The organism is Candidatus Defluviilinea proxima (assembly GCA_016721115.1).
Classification (GTDB): Bacteria; Chloroflexota; Anaerolineae; order Anaerolineales; family Villigracilaceae; genus Defluviilinea; species Defluviilinea proxima.
This window is the reverse complement of the sequence record JADKIW010000001.1, coordinates 3,839,845-3,857,077: the sequence shown is the minus strand read 5'-3', so window position 1 is coordinate 3,857,077 and position 17,233 is coordinate 3,839,845. Positions and strand designations below refer to the sequence as shown.

The window sequence follows — 17,233 nt, the reverse complement described above, 5'->3', positions numbered from 1 at the left end:
CAATGAGAAATAAATTCCTGCCTGTTTTGCTTAGCTTGATATTTCTTCTTTCAGCTTGTGCTTCACCTGCTGAACCAGCGAGTCTCAAGATCGCTGTTCTACCGATCATTGACACTCTCCCGATGTATGTAGCACAGCAAGAAGGATTGTTTGTTAAGCATGGCGTCAATGTTGAATTTGTGCCAGTTGCCTCTGCCCCTGAACGGGATCAGATCCTTGCCGCCAAACAGGCTGATGGCACGATCAACGAAACACTTGCTGTGATGATGTTCAATAAAGAATCAACGCAAATGCAGGTCGTGCGTTATGCCTTGCGTCCCACTGATGGACACGGTCACTTCTTCATCATCGCATCGGGCAAGAGCGGCATCACAGATGTCAACGGGCTCAAAGGTGTTGAGATCGGTGTCTCGCAGGGAACTGTCATCGAATACGCCACCGACCGCATCCTTCAAGCTGAGGGCTTTTCTCCTGATGAGATCAAGACCGTTGCTGTTCCCAAGATTCCAGACCGAATGGCACTGCTTGCCTCTGGTGAGTTGAAGGCTGGTGTTATGCCTGATCCGCTGGCGTCGCTGGTTGTTGGTCAAGGTGGCGTTATCATCGCCGATGATTCGAAATATCCAGAATATGGTTTCAGCGTGATTTCCTTCCGCAAAGAAGTCATTGATGCCAACCCCAATGCCGTCAAAGGTTTTCTCGCCGCCATCGAAGATGCTACTGCTCTCGTCAATGCAGACCCTGCCAAATACAAGAATGTTCTCAGTGAACAGAACCTTGTCCCACCGCCATTGTTGGATAAGTATCAGGCTCCTGTCTTCCCGACGGCTGGCGTGCCCACTGAAGCTGAATGGCAGGATGCATTGAACTGGCTAAAAGGAAAAGGGATGCTGGATGTTGACATCTCCTATACGGACTCAGTCAACGCCTCGCTTCTCCCTTAGCCGACAGTTGATCTTGCTTCGATTGAGGTTTTCCGTCCGTTGAACCACGGAGACACAGAGACACTGAGAATTTATAAACTCCGTGACTCAGTGTCTCTGTGGTTAAAATATTTCAAATGATGATCCACATTCGTTCCATCGACTTTACCTATCCCAACGTCTCGCCGCTTTTCGAGAATTTCTCTCTCGAAATCTCCCGCGGTGAGACTTGGGCGATTCTCGGCACATCAGGCTGTGGCAAGACGACATTGTTGTATCTGTTGGCTGGTTTGCGTTCCCCAACAAGCGGACTCATCGAAATCGATGGCGAACGCCTTACACGTCCGCGCCCGCACAGCGGATTGATCCTGCAAGACTACGGCTTGCTTCCATGGTCAACTGTCCGTGAAAATGTGGAGTTGGGCCTGCGCCTGCGAAAATTCTACGGCGAAGATGGCAAGCATGCTCCTGTCAATTTTCAACCGCAAAATAATGTTCCCTATTGGCTTGAGCGTTTAGGCATTCATGAGGTTGCTGAACAATATCCATCCCAACTCTCAGGTGGACAACGTCAACGCACTGCCATTGCCCGCACTCTCGCCCTCGAACCTGACCTGCTCCTCATGGACGAACCCTTCTCCTCACTGGACGCTGTCACTCGTGAAGACCTGCAAAACCTGACATTATCCTTGTGCGCGGAAAAGCAATTGACGTTAGTTGTTGTCACGCACTCCATTGAAGAAGCGGTTGTCTTGGGGAAAAAGATCCTTCTGCTTGATACGAAGCAAGTCTTCGAGAACCCATCTGCTGGGACGGATGGTCACAGGGAAAGCAAAGCCTATCAGGATTTATGCAATCAATTACGCAGGGAGATGCAACATGAGGCGGCGTGATGTTCTCCTGGCGGCGTTAGCATTGTTTGTTCTCTGGCAAGTGGCGGCAATGATCGTCAATTTGCCAATTCTCCCGCAACCACTGGAAGTATTGCTTGTGTTCTTCCGCGAACTACGAAAGGATCTGTTGATCCATTTTGCAGTTAGCTTATGGCGTGCCACTGCAGGAATGGCGCTGTCGGTGCTGGTGGCGGCTCCTGTGGGGCTGGCAATTGGCGGGTCCGCGAAGCTGAACCGTTTCTTTTCCCCATTCATCTATCTGCTGTATCCGATCCCCAAGGTTGTCCTTGTCCCAGTTGTCATCCTGTTTTTGGGAATTGGTGACGTGGCGAAGATTGCCATCCTGTTCTTGATTTTGTTTTTTCAGATCTTAGTGCTTGTACGAGACCAGGCTTCGGGAATTGCCCCGCAATTGATCCAGAGTTTGCAGAGCCTTGGAGCAGGGCGGCGTGCATTGTTCCGCTTCGTTTATCTACCCGCCAGCCTGCCTGCCATTTTGACTGCGCTTCGCCAATCGATCGGGACGGCAGTAGCAGTGTTGTATATCACCGAGTTGTCTGCGACGAAGTATGGGCTTGGCTATTATATTTATTACAAAGGAAGCACGCTGTTGGATTATCCCGCCATGTATGCAGGTGTGATCGCTATGAGCCTTATGGGGCTTGGTATGTATTTCACTGTGGACTGGCTCGAACAAAAATGGTGCAAATGGAAGTTTGTGAGTTGACCGTTCAACTTTTATTTTTGCAGTAACAACCCCAACCAAAATAATAAACTAAATGCCAGCGCAGTTTGCCCTGTCTTTGCGAGCGCCGCATTCAAGGGACGTCCCTTTTGAGTCAACACAACTTTTGTGGCTTGAAATGCAATTGGCAACGATACCCATGCAAGTAATACTGTCCACGGGATTAAGCCAACCCATGCAACGGGAATCAAAATCAAATAAGCAGCAACGATGCAGACTGTGTATTGAATCTTCGTGGCTTTTTCGCCGAACCTTACAGCCAACGTATATTTACCCGCCTTACGATCATTGTCGATATCACGAAGGTTGTTCACAACAAGGATCGCGGTAACGATCAACCCAGGCGGGATGGTCATTAACCACACAACAGGTGTTATGGTTCCTGCTTGAATGAAATAGGTCCCTGTTACAGAAACGACGCCGAAAAAGATAAAGACAAAAATATCGCCCAGCCCGTGATAGCCAATGGGAAAGGGACCGCCTGTGTAGGCGATTGCTGATGCAATTGCTACAACGCCAAGAATGATGATGATCCAACCGCCGAGCCATACAAGATAAAGCCCTAAAAGTATTGCCAATCCGAACACAACGATCATGCCTGTTTTCACTTGCTTCGGTGTCAATAACCCTGCTTGAGTTACTCTTGTCGGTCCCAATCGCTTTGCTGTGTCTGTGCCGCGTTCAAAATCAAAAACATCATTAGCAAGGTTGCTTCCGATTTGTAAGAGTAATGCAGTTAACAAACAAACTAACACTGCATCGATTCGGAAATTTCCGTCGCGCCACGTCAGCGCCGCGCCCATTACAATTCCTGCCGCCGCTGCTGGCAACGTCCGTGGACGGATCGCCATCATCCATGCGTTCCAATTGAATTTAGAATTTTCAGCCAAAGCTTTTCTCCATCATTAAGATCGTTTGGGCAGTATAACTTATATGATGCCCGCCATGGGTATAATTACCTGAACTCAACTTGGGAGATACCATGACACAACTCACTGGAGATGAACGTGTAAAATATGTGCAAGGCATGTTCACCCGTATTGCCAAACGTTACGATCTGATGAATCGACTCATGACAGGTGGGCAGGACATCCGTTGGAGAAAACGAGTCGTTGAACTGGCTCGGATGAATGATCACGCCTCTTTGCTGGACCTCGGAACTGGTACAGGCGATCTGGCACGGGAGGCGCTGTCAGCGTTTCCTAAGGCTCGGGTTGTAGCGGCAGACTTCACGTTAGAAATGATGCGAGTGGGGCAGAAGACAAGTCCGCTTATTTTTTCTACTGCTGATGCGCTCCGATTGCCGTTCAACAATTCATCCTTTGATGCTGTTATCTCTGGCTTTCTGATGCGGAACGTCATTGATTTGCAAAAAGCATTGGCAGAGCAATATCGCGTGTTGAAAAAAGGCGGACGCATTGTTGTTCTTGATACAACCCGCCCAAAGAAAAATATCTTATCCCCATTTATTTCTTTTCATATGCACTTCATTATCCCCACTCTTGGAGGGCTTCTTACTGGTTCAAAAGATGCCTATCGCTATTTGCCTGAAACTACAGAAGGGTTTGTCACGGCTGAGGAGATGGCGTCACGCATGGCCGCGGCTGGTTTCCAAAAGATCAGTTTTCAGCGGCTTATGTTTGGGACGATTGCGATTCATTGGGGTGAGAAGTAAATTGTTTTAGCTGGATGCGAGGACTGCCTTTACCGCTTTGTTGAAAAAACCAGCAGTAGGCTCGCCAGTGTGCCAGTGTACTGGGCAGAAAATATCCATACCTGTGAGCCGACTCAGTTCTTTGATATTACCCCTATATCTTTCGGCATGATGTACAGCAAGCACTGTAGGCAGGTTTTGGCTTTTTGCCCATGCCAGACGGCTTGTATATCGATTGGCGATAAAGTGGAAGCTTGGGTCCTGTTCGAGCAGATAATCGAGCATTCGCATGTCTTGCGTGATAACCAATCCCTGTAACGATGTTGGGTATTCAATGTCTGACGGGTCAACCTGTATGGGGAGGAATGGGAAGCCATAAAGGTCGATTTTTTCATTTCTTCCCACTCTGTAAGGAATGTATGTCAAATAAATCCCATCAGAGTTGTACGCGGTTCTGGATACTTTTTTATATTTGAATAATTTATGTGGAGGGGAAAATTTGGGGCAATCGTCCAACAGTAAATGACCGCCTTCCCACAGGTCATCTCCGGCCATGTTATTCATGAAAAGTATGGATTTTTCTGTTTCAGCGAGTTTAGTCATATTTCCTCGCATGAAATTATCGCCTTATTTTTATTTTAAATCATTGTGATACCAATGCAAAACAAGGCAGAATTTAGGGTGTTTGGGTCTCTGCGATAAGTTTCGCCTTCGTTTTGGCCTGTCCATCAGGGTATGCTGAGGACACTTCTTCCTCGTACATTTTGTCCAACATTTTGACTGCGGCGGTCACCACTAGTGGGTCGAACTGTGTGCCCGAGTTTTTAGTCAATTCTTCGTGGATCTTCTCTGGCTTTAAGGCTCGCCGATATGGTCGGTCCGACGACATGGCCTCAATTGCGTCAGCAACAGCTACAATGCGTGCCTCAAGATGGATTTGACTTCCTGCGATCTTGTCCGGATATCCTTTGCCGTCGTGCCTTTCATGATGTTGACGGATGATTTGTGCCAGTGGACGCAAAGATGGCGTGCTTTTGATAAGGTCCCCTCCCAGGGAAGTGTGTTTTTTTATCACTTCGTATTCTGCAGAACTAAGACTTGATGGTTTGGTTAGTAATTCCATTGGAATTCCCAACTTACCAATATCATGCAACAATCCCGCTTTCCGAATGATCTCGATCTGTTTCTTGCTGAGGTTGAGTTCTGTCGCTATTTGTGTGGCGTATTTACTCACCTGTTTCGAGTGTCCGAGGACATGGGGATCGCGCAAATCGATGATCTCGGAAAGAGTTGTGAGCAGACCTTCGCTTAATTCATGGATTTCATTCGTGCTTTTTTCCAGTTCCTGATTTTTCTTCCTTAACTTTGTCACAACTTCGCGTGTGTGTCCTACGTATTGTGCCTGGCTAAAGCGCAAGAGAATCAGTGGAACAGCAACAAAAATGACGCCAAGCAGGTCGGCATGTTGATATCCAAAGATCAAGGAATAGGAGATAAAACCGATGCCAATATAATAGATGGCCATCCATCGATATTGTTCCTTCCAGATATCGAATGGCGACTGTTTCAAGTCAATGCCCATGCCTAACGATATTAGAATGGTTGTAAGGAAGTAAGTGGTGATGGATGCGGTAAGGGTGTACAGAAGTTGTGTCCCTACATTCCAGTTTTGCAGGAATACACCACTGGTTATGACCATGAGATTTACAAGCATGCCGGCAATGATGTGATTGCTTAAATTGAAGACAAACCTGTTCAAGGGACTTCTAAATTTTATAGCCGTGGTTACCGCATACGCCGTACTACATACAATAGTGCCTAACGGACCAAAAAGGATAAATCCTGCAACGAGCGGGGCCGCAGTTGTTGATATCGACGTGTTCCCTACGTAGAGGTTGATCGAGAAGCTTTCGGCGAGAATGGTCAACAGGATCAACATGGCAAGCCCGGTCCACTCAATTGGCGTTTGTGGAAGTGACGGGCGCTGGAAGTTGTATCCCAGGATCGCGGTGAAGATGGCAACTGCGGCTACCGCTGTGATATATAGATATACTTTATAGGACGCAATATGATGGGTGTTAGGGTGACTTGAATTGACAGCATATCCCTCTTGTGGCTTGGGATTTGTACTTTTTTCTGTCTTGGAATTTAAATCCGCTTCTGATGGTGTCAGATATTTGGCGGAAGATGCTAAATATTTTTCCTCTGCTGTGGAAGTCTCTCCCACAGGGTATGTCTGTGGACTCGATATATTTGTTGCCTCATCTGCCTGTACTTGTGTATAGCTAAATACCTGATTGCGCCCTCGGACCTTTGATCTATATAATGCGGTATCGGCGTTGTGAATGATCTCTTCGCCGGTTTGCTCAAAATCTTCACGTGCCGCCACACCCAGGCTCATCGTGACCTTGATAGGTTCAATGCTGGTGGGAATCGAAAAACTATGGGACTCAATAGCCTGGCGGATCAATTCGGCTCTTTGAAAAGCCTGTTCCATGGTCGCCTCTGGCATAAGAATGGCAAACTCCTCACCTCCAAACCTGGCGACCACATCATATTGGCGAACGGTCTCTTTTAGGATACCGGCTATGCCTTTCAATACATCGTCCCCGGCTAAATGTCCGTACGTGTTGTTGATGTTTCTTAGAAGATCAAGATCCGCCATGATCACTGAAAGCGGACGATCATAACGGTTGGCACGGATCAATTCATGTTTGAGTTGTGCCATAAAATACCCATGGTTGAACAAATTGGTTTTGGGATCGGTCTCAGTTTTTCGTTCTAAAGATGGGATTTTTAGGGTCTTATAGAATGGATATAACGGTATCAAGAAAAGGAATAAAGCATACGGGTTGTATTTCCAAACAATAGCCAGGCTTGCCCCCAGGCTTAACATGGTTAAGTCTATAAGCATTGGGGTGATTCCAAATGCCCCTGACTGTTTGAAACTTTCACCACGTGCCAGCCACAAAATTACGCCAATAATAAAATGATTGAGAAGTGTGAAGCTTGTTGCGCTGGTTATGATGGCAACAATGGTAAGTGGAGATGTTAAGTCGCCGGATGGATTGATCGTTGTATAAGTGGTGTGTGCGACTTGTGCGGCGATTAAATAACATCCAATATTGAACGGTTGAATGTACCATGCGGGTGGGGGATTCAATATCCACTGAACCAAATTCGCTACAACAATCACTATAAAGAAATCAGGGTTTCCAGACAATACGAGAATAAATCCAAAAACGATAAAGCTAGTGGTGAAGTGCGATCGGTTTGTGGACCCTTCTACCTTAAAGGTGTGTAGGACTCCTCCCAGTAGTGCAATAAATATGAGAAAGCCAGGGTTTAGCACGAACCTGAAGTTTAGGTGCAAAATTAAAATGAGAGCACCTAGAATATTGATCGATATTAAGTAGAGCCTTGCAGGGATTGATAATTCCTTCATAGAGATCGACACCTTATTGTCAAAGTAGCAAGGGTGAATGCTTGCGATCTTGGTTGATATGTTTGGTGATCCGATTTTTGTAAATATACATTAAACCAAGGTGTTTTAAGAAGAGAGCCCGTTGCAGTTTTGTTAAGCATATAGCCTGCTGACAAAACAAGGACCTTCGAGGCTTCCCCTCGAAGGTCCTTGTTTTTTTGACTGCGTAGGATTTACCCGTTCCAACTGACTGTTGATAGACAGTAGTGTGTATATGTTTTTTTTGAATATTCAACTACAGCGATGATACACAAGACTGTAGCCAAAATGACCTGTGATGTATGGTGCATGGTAAATTCCTTGTTTTGTAATTACGTCCTGATGCGATAGTAAGAAGTGAATCTGAAAACTGGTTGAGCCTTATTGGCCCCAGTAGTCACTATTCCATCCTATGGAATTCCAACCGATTGAATTCCATCCAATCGAGTTCCAACCAATTGAATTCCAACCGATCGAGTTCCAGCCAATACTGCCCCATGTGATGGGTTCTGAGCCTGTAGTAAGCAATTGACTGGGAAGGAGATCGGTGTTGGTAGTGTCTGTAGTGCTTGTCCTTGTTGCCGCAAAGATGTCCAAATACCCGGCGCCTGCTTTAGTTGGATCATAACCATTCCAATTTGTATTGGCTGTGGATTTCAACCGATACTTTACTTGATCAGGATTCAAATTAGGTTCTGCTTGTAGCAAGGTCGCAACCGCTCCACTAACCATTGGTGCGGATACAGAAGTGCCAGAGACCTTGAAATAACTGTTGGAAATTATGTTTGCGGGATGGGCTTTGGCAATACCCATATTCATGTTGACGATTCGGGCGATGATATTTTTGCCGGGCGCAACAAGATCAGGCTTGATTACACCATCTGCAGTTGTTCCATAAGCGGAGAAAGATGTAACGATATCATCGTTAAGGGATGTTGTACCTTTATCATCTGTAGCCCCAACAGTGATGACGAACGGATCATTGGCTGGTGGGTATACAACTCCATTTGCCTGATTACCTGCAGACACAACAACAACGATCTTGTTGAACCAGAGAACTTCCACTGCCGCATCTAGCGGGCTGGTGTTATATGATTCGGCAACAGTGCTATTGAAAGATATATTTACAACGCGTATGTTGTACGTATCTTTGTTATTCAAGATCCACTGCAAGCCCTTGATAACGTCTGACGATTTTGCGCTTCCATCGTCGTTGCTGACCTTGACGTTAATAACATTGGCCATCGGCGCCACGCCGATATACTTGCCAGACGAGTCGCTTCCGTCACCGGCTGCCACGCTTGCAATATGAGTTCCATGGCCGTATCCATCTGTAGCGCTTTGATTGTAGTCAGTGTTGAAACGGACATTGGCGATCTGGCGGTTTGTGCCTGCGTTTGTATAAAAATCACCGGTTGAATTGACACCGCTATCGACGATGGCGATTCCTATGCCTTTTCCTTGAAGATAAGTTGGGTCTGTATTCCAGGTTTTATCTGCACGGATCGTGGAGATATAAGAGCTCGCCAGATTTTTTGTGTCGATACATTGCGAACAAGCAGATGAATTGACCTTCGCGTCCAAGCTGACCCATCGAACTGAATCCACACGCGATAGTTCAACGGCCGCTTTTGCTGTTGTCTCCGCATAAAACGAATTGATGATGCTTAAATCGCCAGCGACTCTACCGCCTAGCTTTGTAACTTCTGCTTCTGGCAAGGTGGAGTTGCCAATTTTTTGTACAATAACGGAAACATCCTGATTAGGATTTGCAAGTGCCAGTTGAATTAATTCTGGTTGAGCTTTGGTCGGGGCATCAATGGTTTGAGCTGACCCGATAAGTGCCATGAGCGTAATGGGTATTAATATCAATTGAAATAAACGATTGGATTTCATCACATGGCTCCTTTCATTAATATGGATTTATCCGAATATATTTTGCCTGAACTTGTCCTGAATGAAGATACGTATACGTACTTATATTAAGTTGCAGAAAGATTACAGGCCTGTAAGGTGCGAAGGGCCCTAGAGAGTTGTATTGCACCTAAAAGTAGATAAGGCATAACGTTCGCTTATAGGCAAACATCATTGCAACTGAAAACAAAACAGACACCTTGGAGTGCAGGTGTCTGTCTACATAAACTATTTACAGATCGTTTTATCTTATTTGTATTACTCGTCTATGGGCAAGATACCGCGTTTGATCGCATACTTGATCACCTCTGCCATATTATGTAGTGCCAGCTTTTTCATAACTTTACTGCGATGTACTTCAACAGTTCGCGGACTAATTACAAGTTTCTCCCCGATCTCAGCACTGGATTTTCCTTCAGCCATGAGTTGCAATATCTCACGTTCCCTCGCGGTAAGAGTTTGGTAAGTGTCCAGAGGCGCCTCATTTGCCTGTCGGCCTGTGCCTTCAAGACGTTCGGCCAATTTCTCGCTGATATATCGGTTTCCCTGTATGACAGCATAGATTGCATTTACTAGTTCACTGGGACCTGTTTCTTTGAGTATGTATCCGTCAGCTCCCAGTTTCAAAGCTTCTACGACATATGCATTTGCGCTTTGCATAGAGAGGACAATGGATCGGGTGGTAGGTGAAAGCTTCTTAAGTTGACGCAAAACTTCCAGTCCGTTTAGACCCGGCATCATCATATCCACAACCAATACATTTGGCTTCAAAGTCTCGATCAAATGGATTGCTTCCAGCCCATCGCCGGCTTCTCCGACTACGTGGAACTCCGGGTTACTGTCCAATAAATGACGTAGTCCTTGACGGACGATTGGGTGATCATCTGCCAGCACGACCGTGATTGCGCTCAATCTTTCTCCTTTCAAGTGGCTTGTTGGTAAGCGGGAGGGCGGCTACGATCTGTGTACCCTGGTTGATAAACGACTCGATAATGATATAGCCGCCAACCAGACTGGCCCTCTCGCGCATTCCGCTTAATCCTGAAGTCGGTTTGTTCGTGTCTACCGATTGATGGAACCCAGCTCCTTGATCGAGTATTTCGATCCAAAGTGTTTCCTCTTGAACCAAGAGGCCTACAAACACCTCTTTTACTTTTGCATAACGAGCCACATTTGTGAGAGCCTCTTGGACGATCCGGTAGGCGGCCGTCTCGATCTCTTGCGGGAACCTTCCTTCGTGATTGTATCCCTTAAAATTAACGTGAATACCTGTTTGTAATTCGAATCGTTCCACATGCCATTGCAGGGTGGGTAACAAGCCCATATCATCCAACATGCTGGGACGTAGATTAAGTGACATTTCCCGTACTTGCCCGATCACTTCACCGATTGCCTTTTGGATCTCTTCAATACCGGTTCGTTGCTTATCCCCAGTTTGATTCTTGGTATTCTCAAGCATGAACTGTAGACCCGTTAAGACCTGCCCTAGATGGTCATGCAATTCCCGCGCGATATGTCGTCTTTCTTCCTCCTGAACATTGACAATACTTTTTGCCAGCTTTCGCTGGTATTCGCGCCCGATTTGCACCTGTTTGAATAAATTTGCATTGGTGATGGCAATGGCCGCCTGATCAGCAAGACCTCTTAATAGGTCAAGGTCTGCGTTTTGCAGAGATTTCGGTGGTTTGATAAAGCTCGAGACCAAAACCCCCAACAACACCTTTTGATGAAATACACCGACGATCACCACGCTTTGAATATTCTCATCGCGGATCATTTGCGCATAAGGCAGATCTCGTTTGACTCTCTTTATGTCTTCGACAACGAGAATTTGCTTCTTCGTCGAGAGAAAAGAGTTGACGAATGATATCGGGAGTTCAAAATGTAGTTCCTTGTACTTTTGCAGTGAGACAACTTTGCTTATGAATTCAACTTGAGAATAGGTATCCTTTTGGGCGTTTAGCAGAAACATGCCGGTGGCCGATGCCTTAAGTGTTCTGTGTGTGAGAACACAAATAGTATTCAGTACAGTTTTGAAATCCAAGTTTGAATTAAACTGCTCAGCCGATAACACCAGCATTTGAGCCCGCTCTGCCTGCCGTTGGATCTCCTTTTCGTAGCGGTTTCGTAGCAGGGCGATCTCTAGGGTTGTGAATATTTGTTTATCTGAAAACGGGAGGAAGAGATACCCGAATGGCCCCGCACTTTTCGATTGTTGAATAGTTGACTGCCCGGCCACTTGCGCCATGTAAACAATGGGAATATTATGCTTGGCTCGAACTAGCTTGCCGGTTTGAATCCCATCCATCCCTTTTTGCAGACGGGTATTCATGACGATCAGATCGGGCTCCAGTTCTTTGATGGTTTGCATCGCCTTACTGCCAGACGTGCAAATGCCAGCGACCTCGTATCCAAACCTACCTAAACGGCTGGCGAGGTCTTGAGCAACTGCCTTATTGTTTTCGATGATCAAAATTCTGACCGGCATGATAAATCTTATACCTGAAAGCTTTCCGTTATTTGAGAATTGAATTGCATTGCAATGCGATTAAAACCAACTCTCAATGATGGCAGGTAGTGCCTGATACCAGACGATCTTCAATAGCCCTGTATATTTTGCCAGCCAGACTGGGATTTCCAAGTTTGATGTTGTGACTGGAATTGCAGGACTAAAATCCACATTGCGCCCATCAATTGTATATTGATATCGCCTCTTTTTCTGGACCTTTGAATCTGTATCCAGAAATTCCTGAACCTTTTCCTTCTCTGAAAGTTTCCACCATCTCGGCAGATCGGAAGTGGCTTTGAACCCTGTAAGTATCCCTAGATCTTCAAGTAATTGATTTTCGCATGGTTTGAGCGCGTTATATTTCCTACGGAAGTACATCACGTCAGGATCAATATTTACAAGCGGTTTTAGCCACAAGCGGTGAATACTGGTCCGAATGGCATTCTGCGTGGATGTATCGTTGGGGTTGTTTAGCCAAACAGTCATGGCTCTGTTGAGCCAATACGGGCTGACATCTGGCCCAATACGAATGCCATCACATAACCCAAGCGATGGGATGATCGGTGCGCCACACGCAAGGATATATGCATCGCCTGCGGCTTCTCGTACCACCTGCATGGCATTGCGATATGCTTCCTCACGCGGAATATCTTTATAGCGTTTGCCGATTGCCGCACCTGCATAAAGAAAATCAAGTTTGAGATACTCATATCCCCAACCAACCACTTTACGGATGAGTGTATCGAGCCAATCTAAAACTTCGGGGTGAGTGATATCCAGTGCATACGTCGAGCCTGTCCAGTTCAGGCCCGCAGGGACAAGGTTCCCATGTTCATCGCGGAGAAGCCAATCACTATGATCGTGAAAGATGTTTAAATTTGGAGTGACAATAAAAGGCGAAAGCCAAATCCCTGCGGTGCGGCCAGTGGCTTTGATCTTGTCAGCGAATGCATCCATGCCCAAAGGGAAGTTTTTGCCTGCATTCCAATGTCCGCTGTTATCCTGCCAGCCATCGTCAATTTGGAAGACATCAAAAGGCAGGTCGCCCAATTCGTGTAAGGCTTTCGTGAGGATGGGTTCGTTAATCCATTTAAATAGGGAATACCATGAGCACCAAACACGAGGTGCTTTCTCGAAACGGGTTTTCCCGAACTTCATTTCAAGAGCGGTTGTATATTTTTCGAAGACATCGTCTTCTTTTCCACGGGCGACCAGCCATTCTTGGGGTGAGTTATTATCTTGTTCTGTGAATTCATAAAACCCTTTGAGCATGTGCCCATCCAGTTCAACACGACCGCCCAAGCCTAATGCGCCAATGAGAATGATATCGTCTTCGCCCATTTCCACAGCACCGACCCACGCGCTGATGTGGTTTTTGTGAAAGGCGTAAGCGGGATCCTCATCCTTAACACGGAATTCAGGGACACGGACGGGGAGCGGTGGCTCGGATGGATCAAGCCAAGAAGTGAACGTCCAGGATTGCCATCCGTGGCGGAAAAAGCGCTTCGGAGGCTGGGGCAGGTTCAGGTCCACGTGAGAGGCGGTGAGAATTTGGTGATGTGAAGTTTCTGGGATTGCGTCGGCGTCGATATGAAGAGTACTCATGTGTCGAATTATCCTGCTTAATTTGTTGACGGTCAAATTGAGTTGTGGCATAATGCTTGAAACACAAAGGCAGTGAAGAGAACGAGTAGATCTGAGAAGTTGTCAGAGAGCCTGCGGAATTGGTGCGAGCAGGTCAACAGAGCAGATCGAAAATCATCTCGGAGCCGTAAGCTGAAATTCAAAAGTAAGCGAGCCGTGGTTGTTCTACGTTACAGGAACAGGATGATGTTAGTCGTCCATGGAGTGCTTTGTCGTTGACAAAGAACCAGAGTGGTACCGCGGGATTTCTCTCGTCTCTGTTAGAGATGAGAGTTTTTGTTTTAATACAAGATTACCTGACTAGGAAACTAGGAGACGAACTATGTTTAAACCTGTTAATTCAAAACTCAATGTGACTTCGATGGAAGAGAACGTGCTGAAGTTCTGGAAGCAAGCCGGGATCTTCAAGAAGACCGTTGAACAACGCAAAGGCGGACCCGAGTATGTATTTTACGAAGGCCCTCCAACTGCAAACGGAAAGCCTGGCGTGCACCATGTGTTGGCGCGCGCGTTCAAGGACATGTTCCCGCGTTACAAGATCATGCGCGGTTATCACGTCTCGCGCCGTGGCGGTTGGGATACGCATGGTCTGCCGGTTGAGATCGAAGTTGAGAAGCAGTTGGGTTTTACCAACAAACAGCAGATCGAAGAATATGGCATCGATAAGTTCAATGAGCTTTGTCGTAAGTCCGTTTTTACCTATATTCAAGATTGGGAAAAGATGACCGACCGCATCGCGTATTGGGTGGACCTCGAAGACGCGTATGTGACCTACACCAACGACTACATCGAGTCGATCTGGTGGATCTTGAAAAATTTCTGGGATAAAGACCTGCTCTACAAAGGTTATAAGGTTGTGCCGTATTGCCCACGTTGTGGCACGCCTCTTTCTGACCATGAAGTTGCCCTCGGTTACGATGATGCGACCGACCCATCGGTCTTTGTCCGCATGCCACTGGTAGATAAGCCTGATACTTCGTTGTTGGTGTGGACGACGACTCCGTGGACGTTGCCTGGCAACGTGGCTGTTGTCGCGCACCCCGATGTAGACTATGTCACCATCGAACGTGATAACAACGGCACGAAAGAGAAGTTGATCCTTGCCAAGGCACTCGTTCAAAAGGTGTTCGGTGAAGAAGAAGTTAAAGTCGTTGATACGTTCAAAGGCAAGAAGCTTCATGGAATGAAGTACCAGCCTTTGTATACCTTCATGCCTGTGGACAAGCCTGCCTATTACGTGGTGACCGCTGATTACGTCACAACCGAAGATGGCACAGGCTTAGTTCACACGGCTCCTGCATTCGGTCAGGAAGATATGGAGACGGGCAAGAAATATGATTTGCCCGTGTTGATGACCGTTTTGCCGAATGGCACGTTCATGAACGAAGTGACTCCGTGGCGCGGTGTGTTCGTCAAAGATGCCGACCCGCTTATCATCGAAGATCTGACCGCTCGTGGTCTGCTTTATAAGTGGGAAGGATACACTCACACATATCCGTTCTGCTGGCGTTGTAAGACTCCATTGCTTTATTACGCGCGTGAGTCGTGGTACATCCGCACAAGCCAATTCCGCGATAAACTCGTTGGCCTGAATAACACGATCAACTGGGTTCCAGAGCACGTGAAGGAAGGTCGCTTTGGTAATTGGCTTTCCAACAATATCGACTGGGCTTTGAGCCGTGAACGCTATTGGGGTACACCGCTCCCGATCTGGGAGTGTGCTGGTTGTAAACATCGTGAAGGTGTCGGGTCAGTGGCTGAGCTTTCTGCAAAAGCAGGCAAGGACCTCAGCGAACTTGATTTGCATCGTCCGTATGTGGATAACGTCCATTGGGATTGTTCCGAGTGCGGCGGCAAGATGACGCGCGTCCCGGACTTGATCGACGTGTGGTTCGACTCAGGCTCCATGCCGTATGCACAGTGGCACTATCCGTTTGAGAATCAGGATAAATTCAAGCAACAGTTCCCAGCTGATTACATCTGCGAAGCCGTTGACCAGACACGCGGTTGGTTCTATTCCCTCCACGCCATCAGCACGTTGCTCAATGATGATGTTTCGTTCAAGAACGTGATCTGTCTCGGCCTCATCCTCGATGGCGAAGGACTCAAGATGTCCAAGTCGAAAGGCAACATCATCGCTCCGTGGGATGTGTTGAGCGTCAATGGTGCCGACGCCTTCCGCTGGTATCTCTACACCGCGTCTCCCCCAGGACAGGAACGTCGCTTCTCTTCAGAGTTGGTGGGTGAGGTCATTCGAAGTTTCACACTCACGTTGTGGAATGTGTATTCGTTCTTCGTGACGTACGCGAATCTCGATAAACCCACCGTCACCACCAGCCCGATCGCAACGAGTGATCTTGACCGTTGGTTGTTATCGGAACTCAATGTGCTCGTCCGTGACGTGACGGAAGCATACGAAAAATATGATGTGCCAAACGCGACGCGCCCGATCGAAGGCTTCGTGGAGAAATTGTCCACGTGGTACTTGAGACGCTCCCGCCGTCGCTTCTGGAAATCTGAATCGGACTCTGACAAACAGGCCGCTTACTCCACTTTGTATACGGCTCTTGTTACAATCTCGAAGTTGCTTGCGCCCTCCATGCCTTTCCTTGCCGACGAAATGTACCAGAATCTCGTCCGCTCGGTGGATTCATCTGCACCTGAGTCTGTGCATCTCGCTGAATGGCCCAAGGTGTTGACTGAGATGATCGATGAGATGCTCAACAGCGATATGAACCTCGTCATGAAACTCGTCTCGCTCGGGCATTCCGCCCGTCAGAAGGCGAATCGCAAAGTACGTCAGCCGTTGGCCGAAGTGGCGTTCTCACTTGGTAATGCCAACGAGCGCAAAGCTGTTGAAACCTATGCCGACCTGTTCACTGATGAATTGAACGTCAAACAAGTCCGTTTGCTGGATGCCGCGACTGAAGCTGTATCGCACGCAGTCAAGCCGTTGCCCAAGCAGTTGGGGCAGAAGTATGGGAATAAATTCCCTGCTTTGCAAAAGGCGATCCTCGCGTTGAACCCTGAAGATGTTGCCCGCACGTTGATGTCTGGTCAGCCTGTAAAGGTGACGCTCGAAGATGTTGAGTATGGCATCCTTGCGGAGGAAGTTGAAGTGAAGGCGCAGGCGAAGGAAGGTTTCGCTGTCGCTGAGGACGGCCCGTATGTAGCGGCACTCGTCACTGAGTTGACGCCTGAACTTGTGCAGGAAGGTTTGGCGAGAGAATTTGTCCGCCGTGTGCAAGACCTTCGGAAGAGTGCTGATCTGGATGTGGCCGATCGCATAGAGTTGTTCGTCGAGGCCTCCGCAGGCTTGAGGTCCGCTATTGAGGCGCATAAGGATTACATCACTGCTGAAACGCTGACATCTGACCTCATGTTTGGCAGTCCGCCTGAAGGGGCATCCATTGTGGAAGACTCATTTGACGGTGAAACTGTCAAAGCGGGTGTGGTCAAGAAATAAAACAGGGAGTCGGGAGCTTGCT

Annotated in this window: 12 protein-coding genes and 1 other annotated feature; of the genes, 5 read left to right on the top strand and 7 right to left on the bottom strand. The window is 47.3% G+C overall.

Annotation, left to right across the window (positions count from 1 at the left end; genetic code table 11):
- The first annotated feature begins 2 nt into the window (after positions 1-2).
- The 3 genes from IPP66_17820 to IPP66_17810 all read left to right on the top strand — a co-directional run bounded on the left by IPP66_17820 (position 3) and on the right by IPP66_17810 (position 2,543).
- Entirely contained in the window at positions 3-944 is a 942-nt protein-coding gene (locus tag IPP66_17820) for an ABC transporter substrate-binding protein (protein ID MBK9927129.1), read from the top strand.
- A 119-nt stretch (positions 945-1,063) separates the two neighbouring features.
- The gene (locus tag IPP66_17815) at positions 1,064-1,816 is read left to right on the top strand and encodes an ABC transporter ATP-binding protein (protein ID MBK9927128.1); all 753 of its coding nucleotides are present in this window, start codon (positions 1,064-1,066) and stop codon (positions 1,814-1,816) included.
- A complete protein-coding gene (locus IPP66_17810; GenBank protein ID MBK9927127.1) occupies positions 1,803-2,543 on the top strand; it encodes an ABC transporter permease in 741 nt (246 codons plus the stop codon). Before IPP66_17815 ends, IPP66_17810 begins: the two co-directional genes overlap by 14 nt.
- Before the next feature lie 11 nt (positions 2,544-2,554).
- Here IPP66_17810 and IPP66_17805 read toward each other — a convergent pair whose 3' ends face one another.
- A complete protein-coding gene (locus tag IPP66_17805) occupies positions 2,555-3,415 on the bottom strand; it encodes a 1,4-dihydroxy-2-naphthoate polyprenyltransferase (GenBank protein MBK9927126.1) in 861 nt (286 codons plus the stop codon).
- A 128-nt stretch (positions 3,416-3,543) separates the two neighbouring features.
- Between IPP66_17805 and IPP66_17800 the strand changes: the two genes are divergently transcribed.
- Positions 3,544-4,236: a ubiquinone/menaquinone biosynthesis methyltransferase gene (locus IPP66_17800; GenBank protein ID MBK9927125.1), complete on the top strand. Its 693-nt coding sequence runs from the start codon at positions 3,544-3,546 to the stop codon at positions 4,234-4,236.
- A 6-nt stretch (positions 4,237-4,242) separates the two neighbouring features.
- Here IPP66_17800 and IPP66_17795 read toward each other — a convergent pair whose 3' ends face one another.
- The 6 genes from IPP66_17795 to IPP66_17770 form a co-directional block, all read right to left on the bottom strand.
- Positions 4,243-4,818 carry a hypothetical protein gene (locus IPP66_17795; protein ID MBK9927124.1) on the bottom strand — a complete coding sequence of 192 codons (576 nt, stop codon included), beginning with the start codon at positions 4,816-4,818 and terminating at the stop codon, positions 4,243-4,245.
- A 73-nt stretch (positions 4,819-4,891) separates the two neighbouring features.
- Complete coding sequence (locus IPP66_17790) at positions 4,892-7,438, bottom strand: diguanylate cyclase (GenBank protein ID MBK9927123.1); 2,547 nt, start codon at positions 7,436-7,438, stop codon at positions 4,892-4,894.
- A 621-nt stretch (positions 7,439-8,059) separates the two neighbouring features.
- Positions 8,060-9,574 (bottom strand): S8 family peptidase, encoded by a 1,515-nt coding sequence (locus IPP66_17785; GenBank protein ID MBK9927122.1) that lies wholly within the window; start codon positions 9,572-9,574, stop codon positions 8,060-8,062.
- Between the two features lie 276 nt (positions 9,575-9,850).
- On the bottom strand, positions 9,851-10,495 hold the full coding sequence (locus IPP66_17780; GenBank protein MBK9927121.1) for a response regulator transcription factor: 645 nt from the start codon (positions 10,493-10,495) through the stop codon (positions 9,851-9,853).
- Positions 10,473-12,080, bottom strand: coding sequence for a response regulator (locus tag IPP66_17775; protein MBK9927120.1), 1,608 nt, complete (start codon positions 12,078-12,080; stop codon positions 10,473-10,475). Before IPP66_17775 ends, IPP66_17780 begins: the two co-directional genes overlap by 23 nt.
- A 60-nt stretch (positions 12,081-12,140) precedes the next feature.
- Positions 12,141-13,634 (bottom strand): alpha-galactosidase, encoded by a 1,494-nt coding sequence (locus tag IPP66_17770; GenBank protein MBK9927119.1) that lies wholly within the window; start codon positions 13,632-13,634, stop codon positions 12,141-12,143.
- 135 nt (positions 13,635-13,769) lie between these two features.
- Positions 13,770-14,007, top strand: a binding site (T-box leader).
- A gap of 60 nt (positions 14,008-14,067) precedes the next feature.
- Here IPP66_17770 and IPP66_17765 point away from each other — a divergent pair.
- Positions 14,068-17,211: an isoleucine--tRNA ligase gene (locus IPP66_17765; protein MBK9927118.1), complete on the top strand. Its 3,144-nt coding sequence runs from the start codon at positions 14,068-14,070 to the stop codon at positions 17,209-17,211.
- The last annotated feature ends 22 nt before the right edge of the window (positions 17,212-17,233 follow it).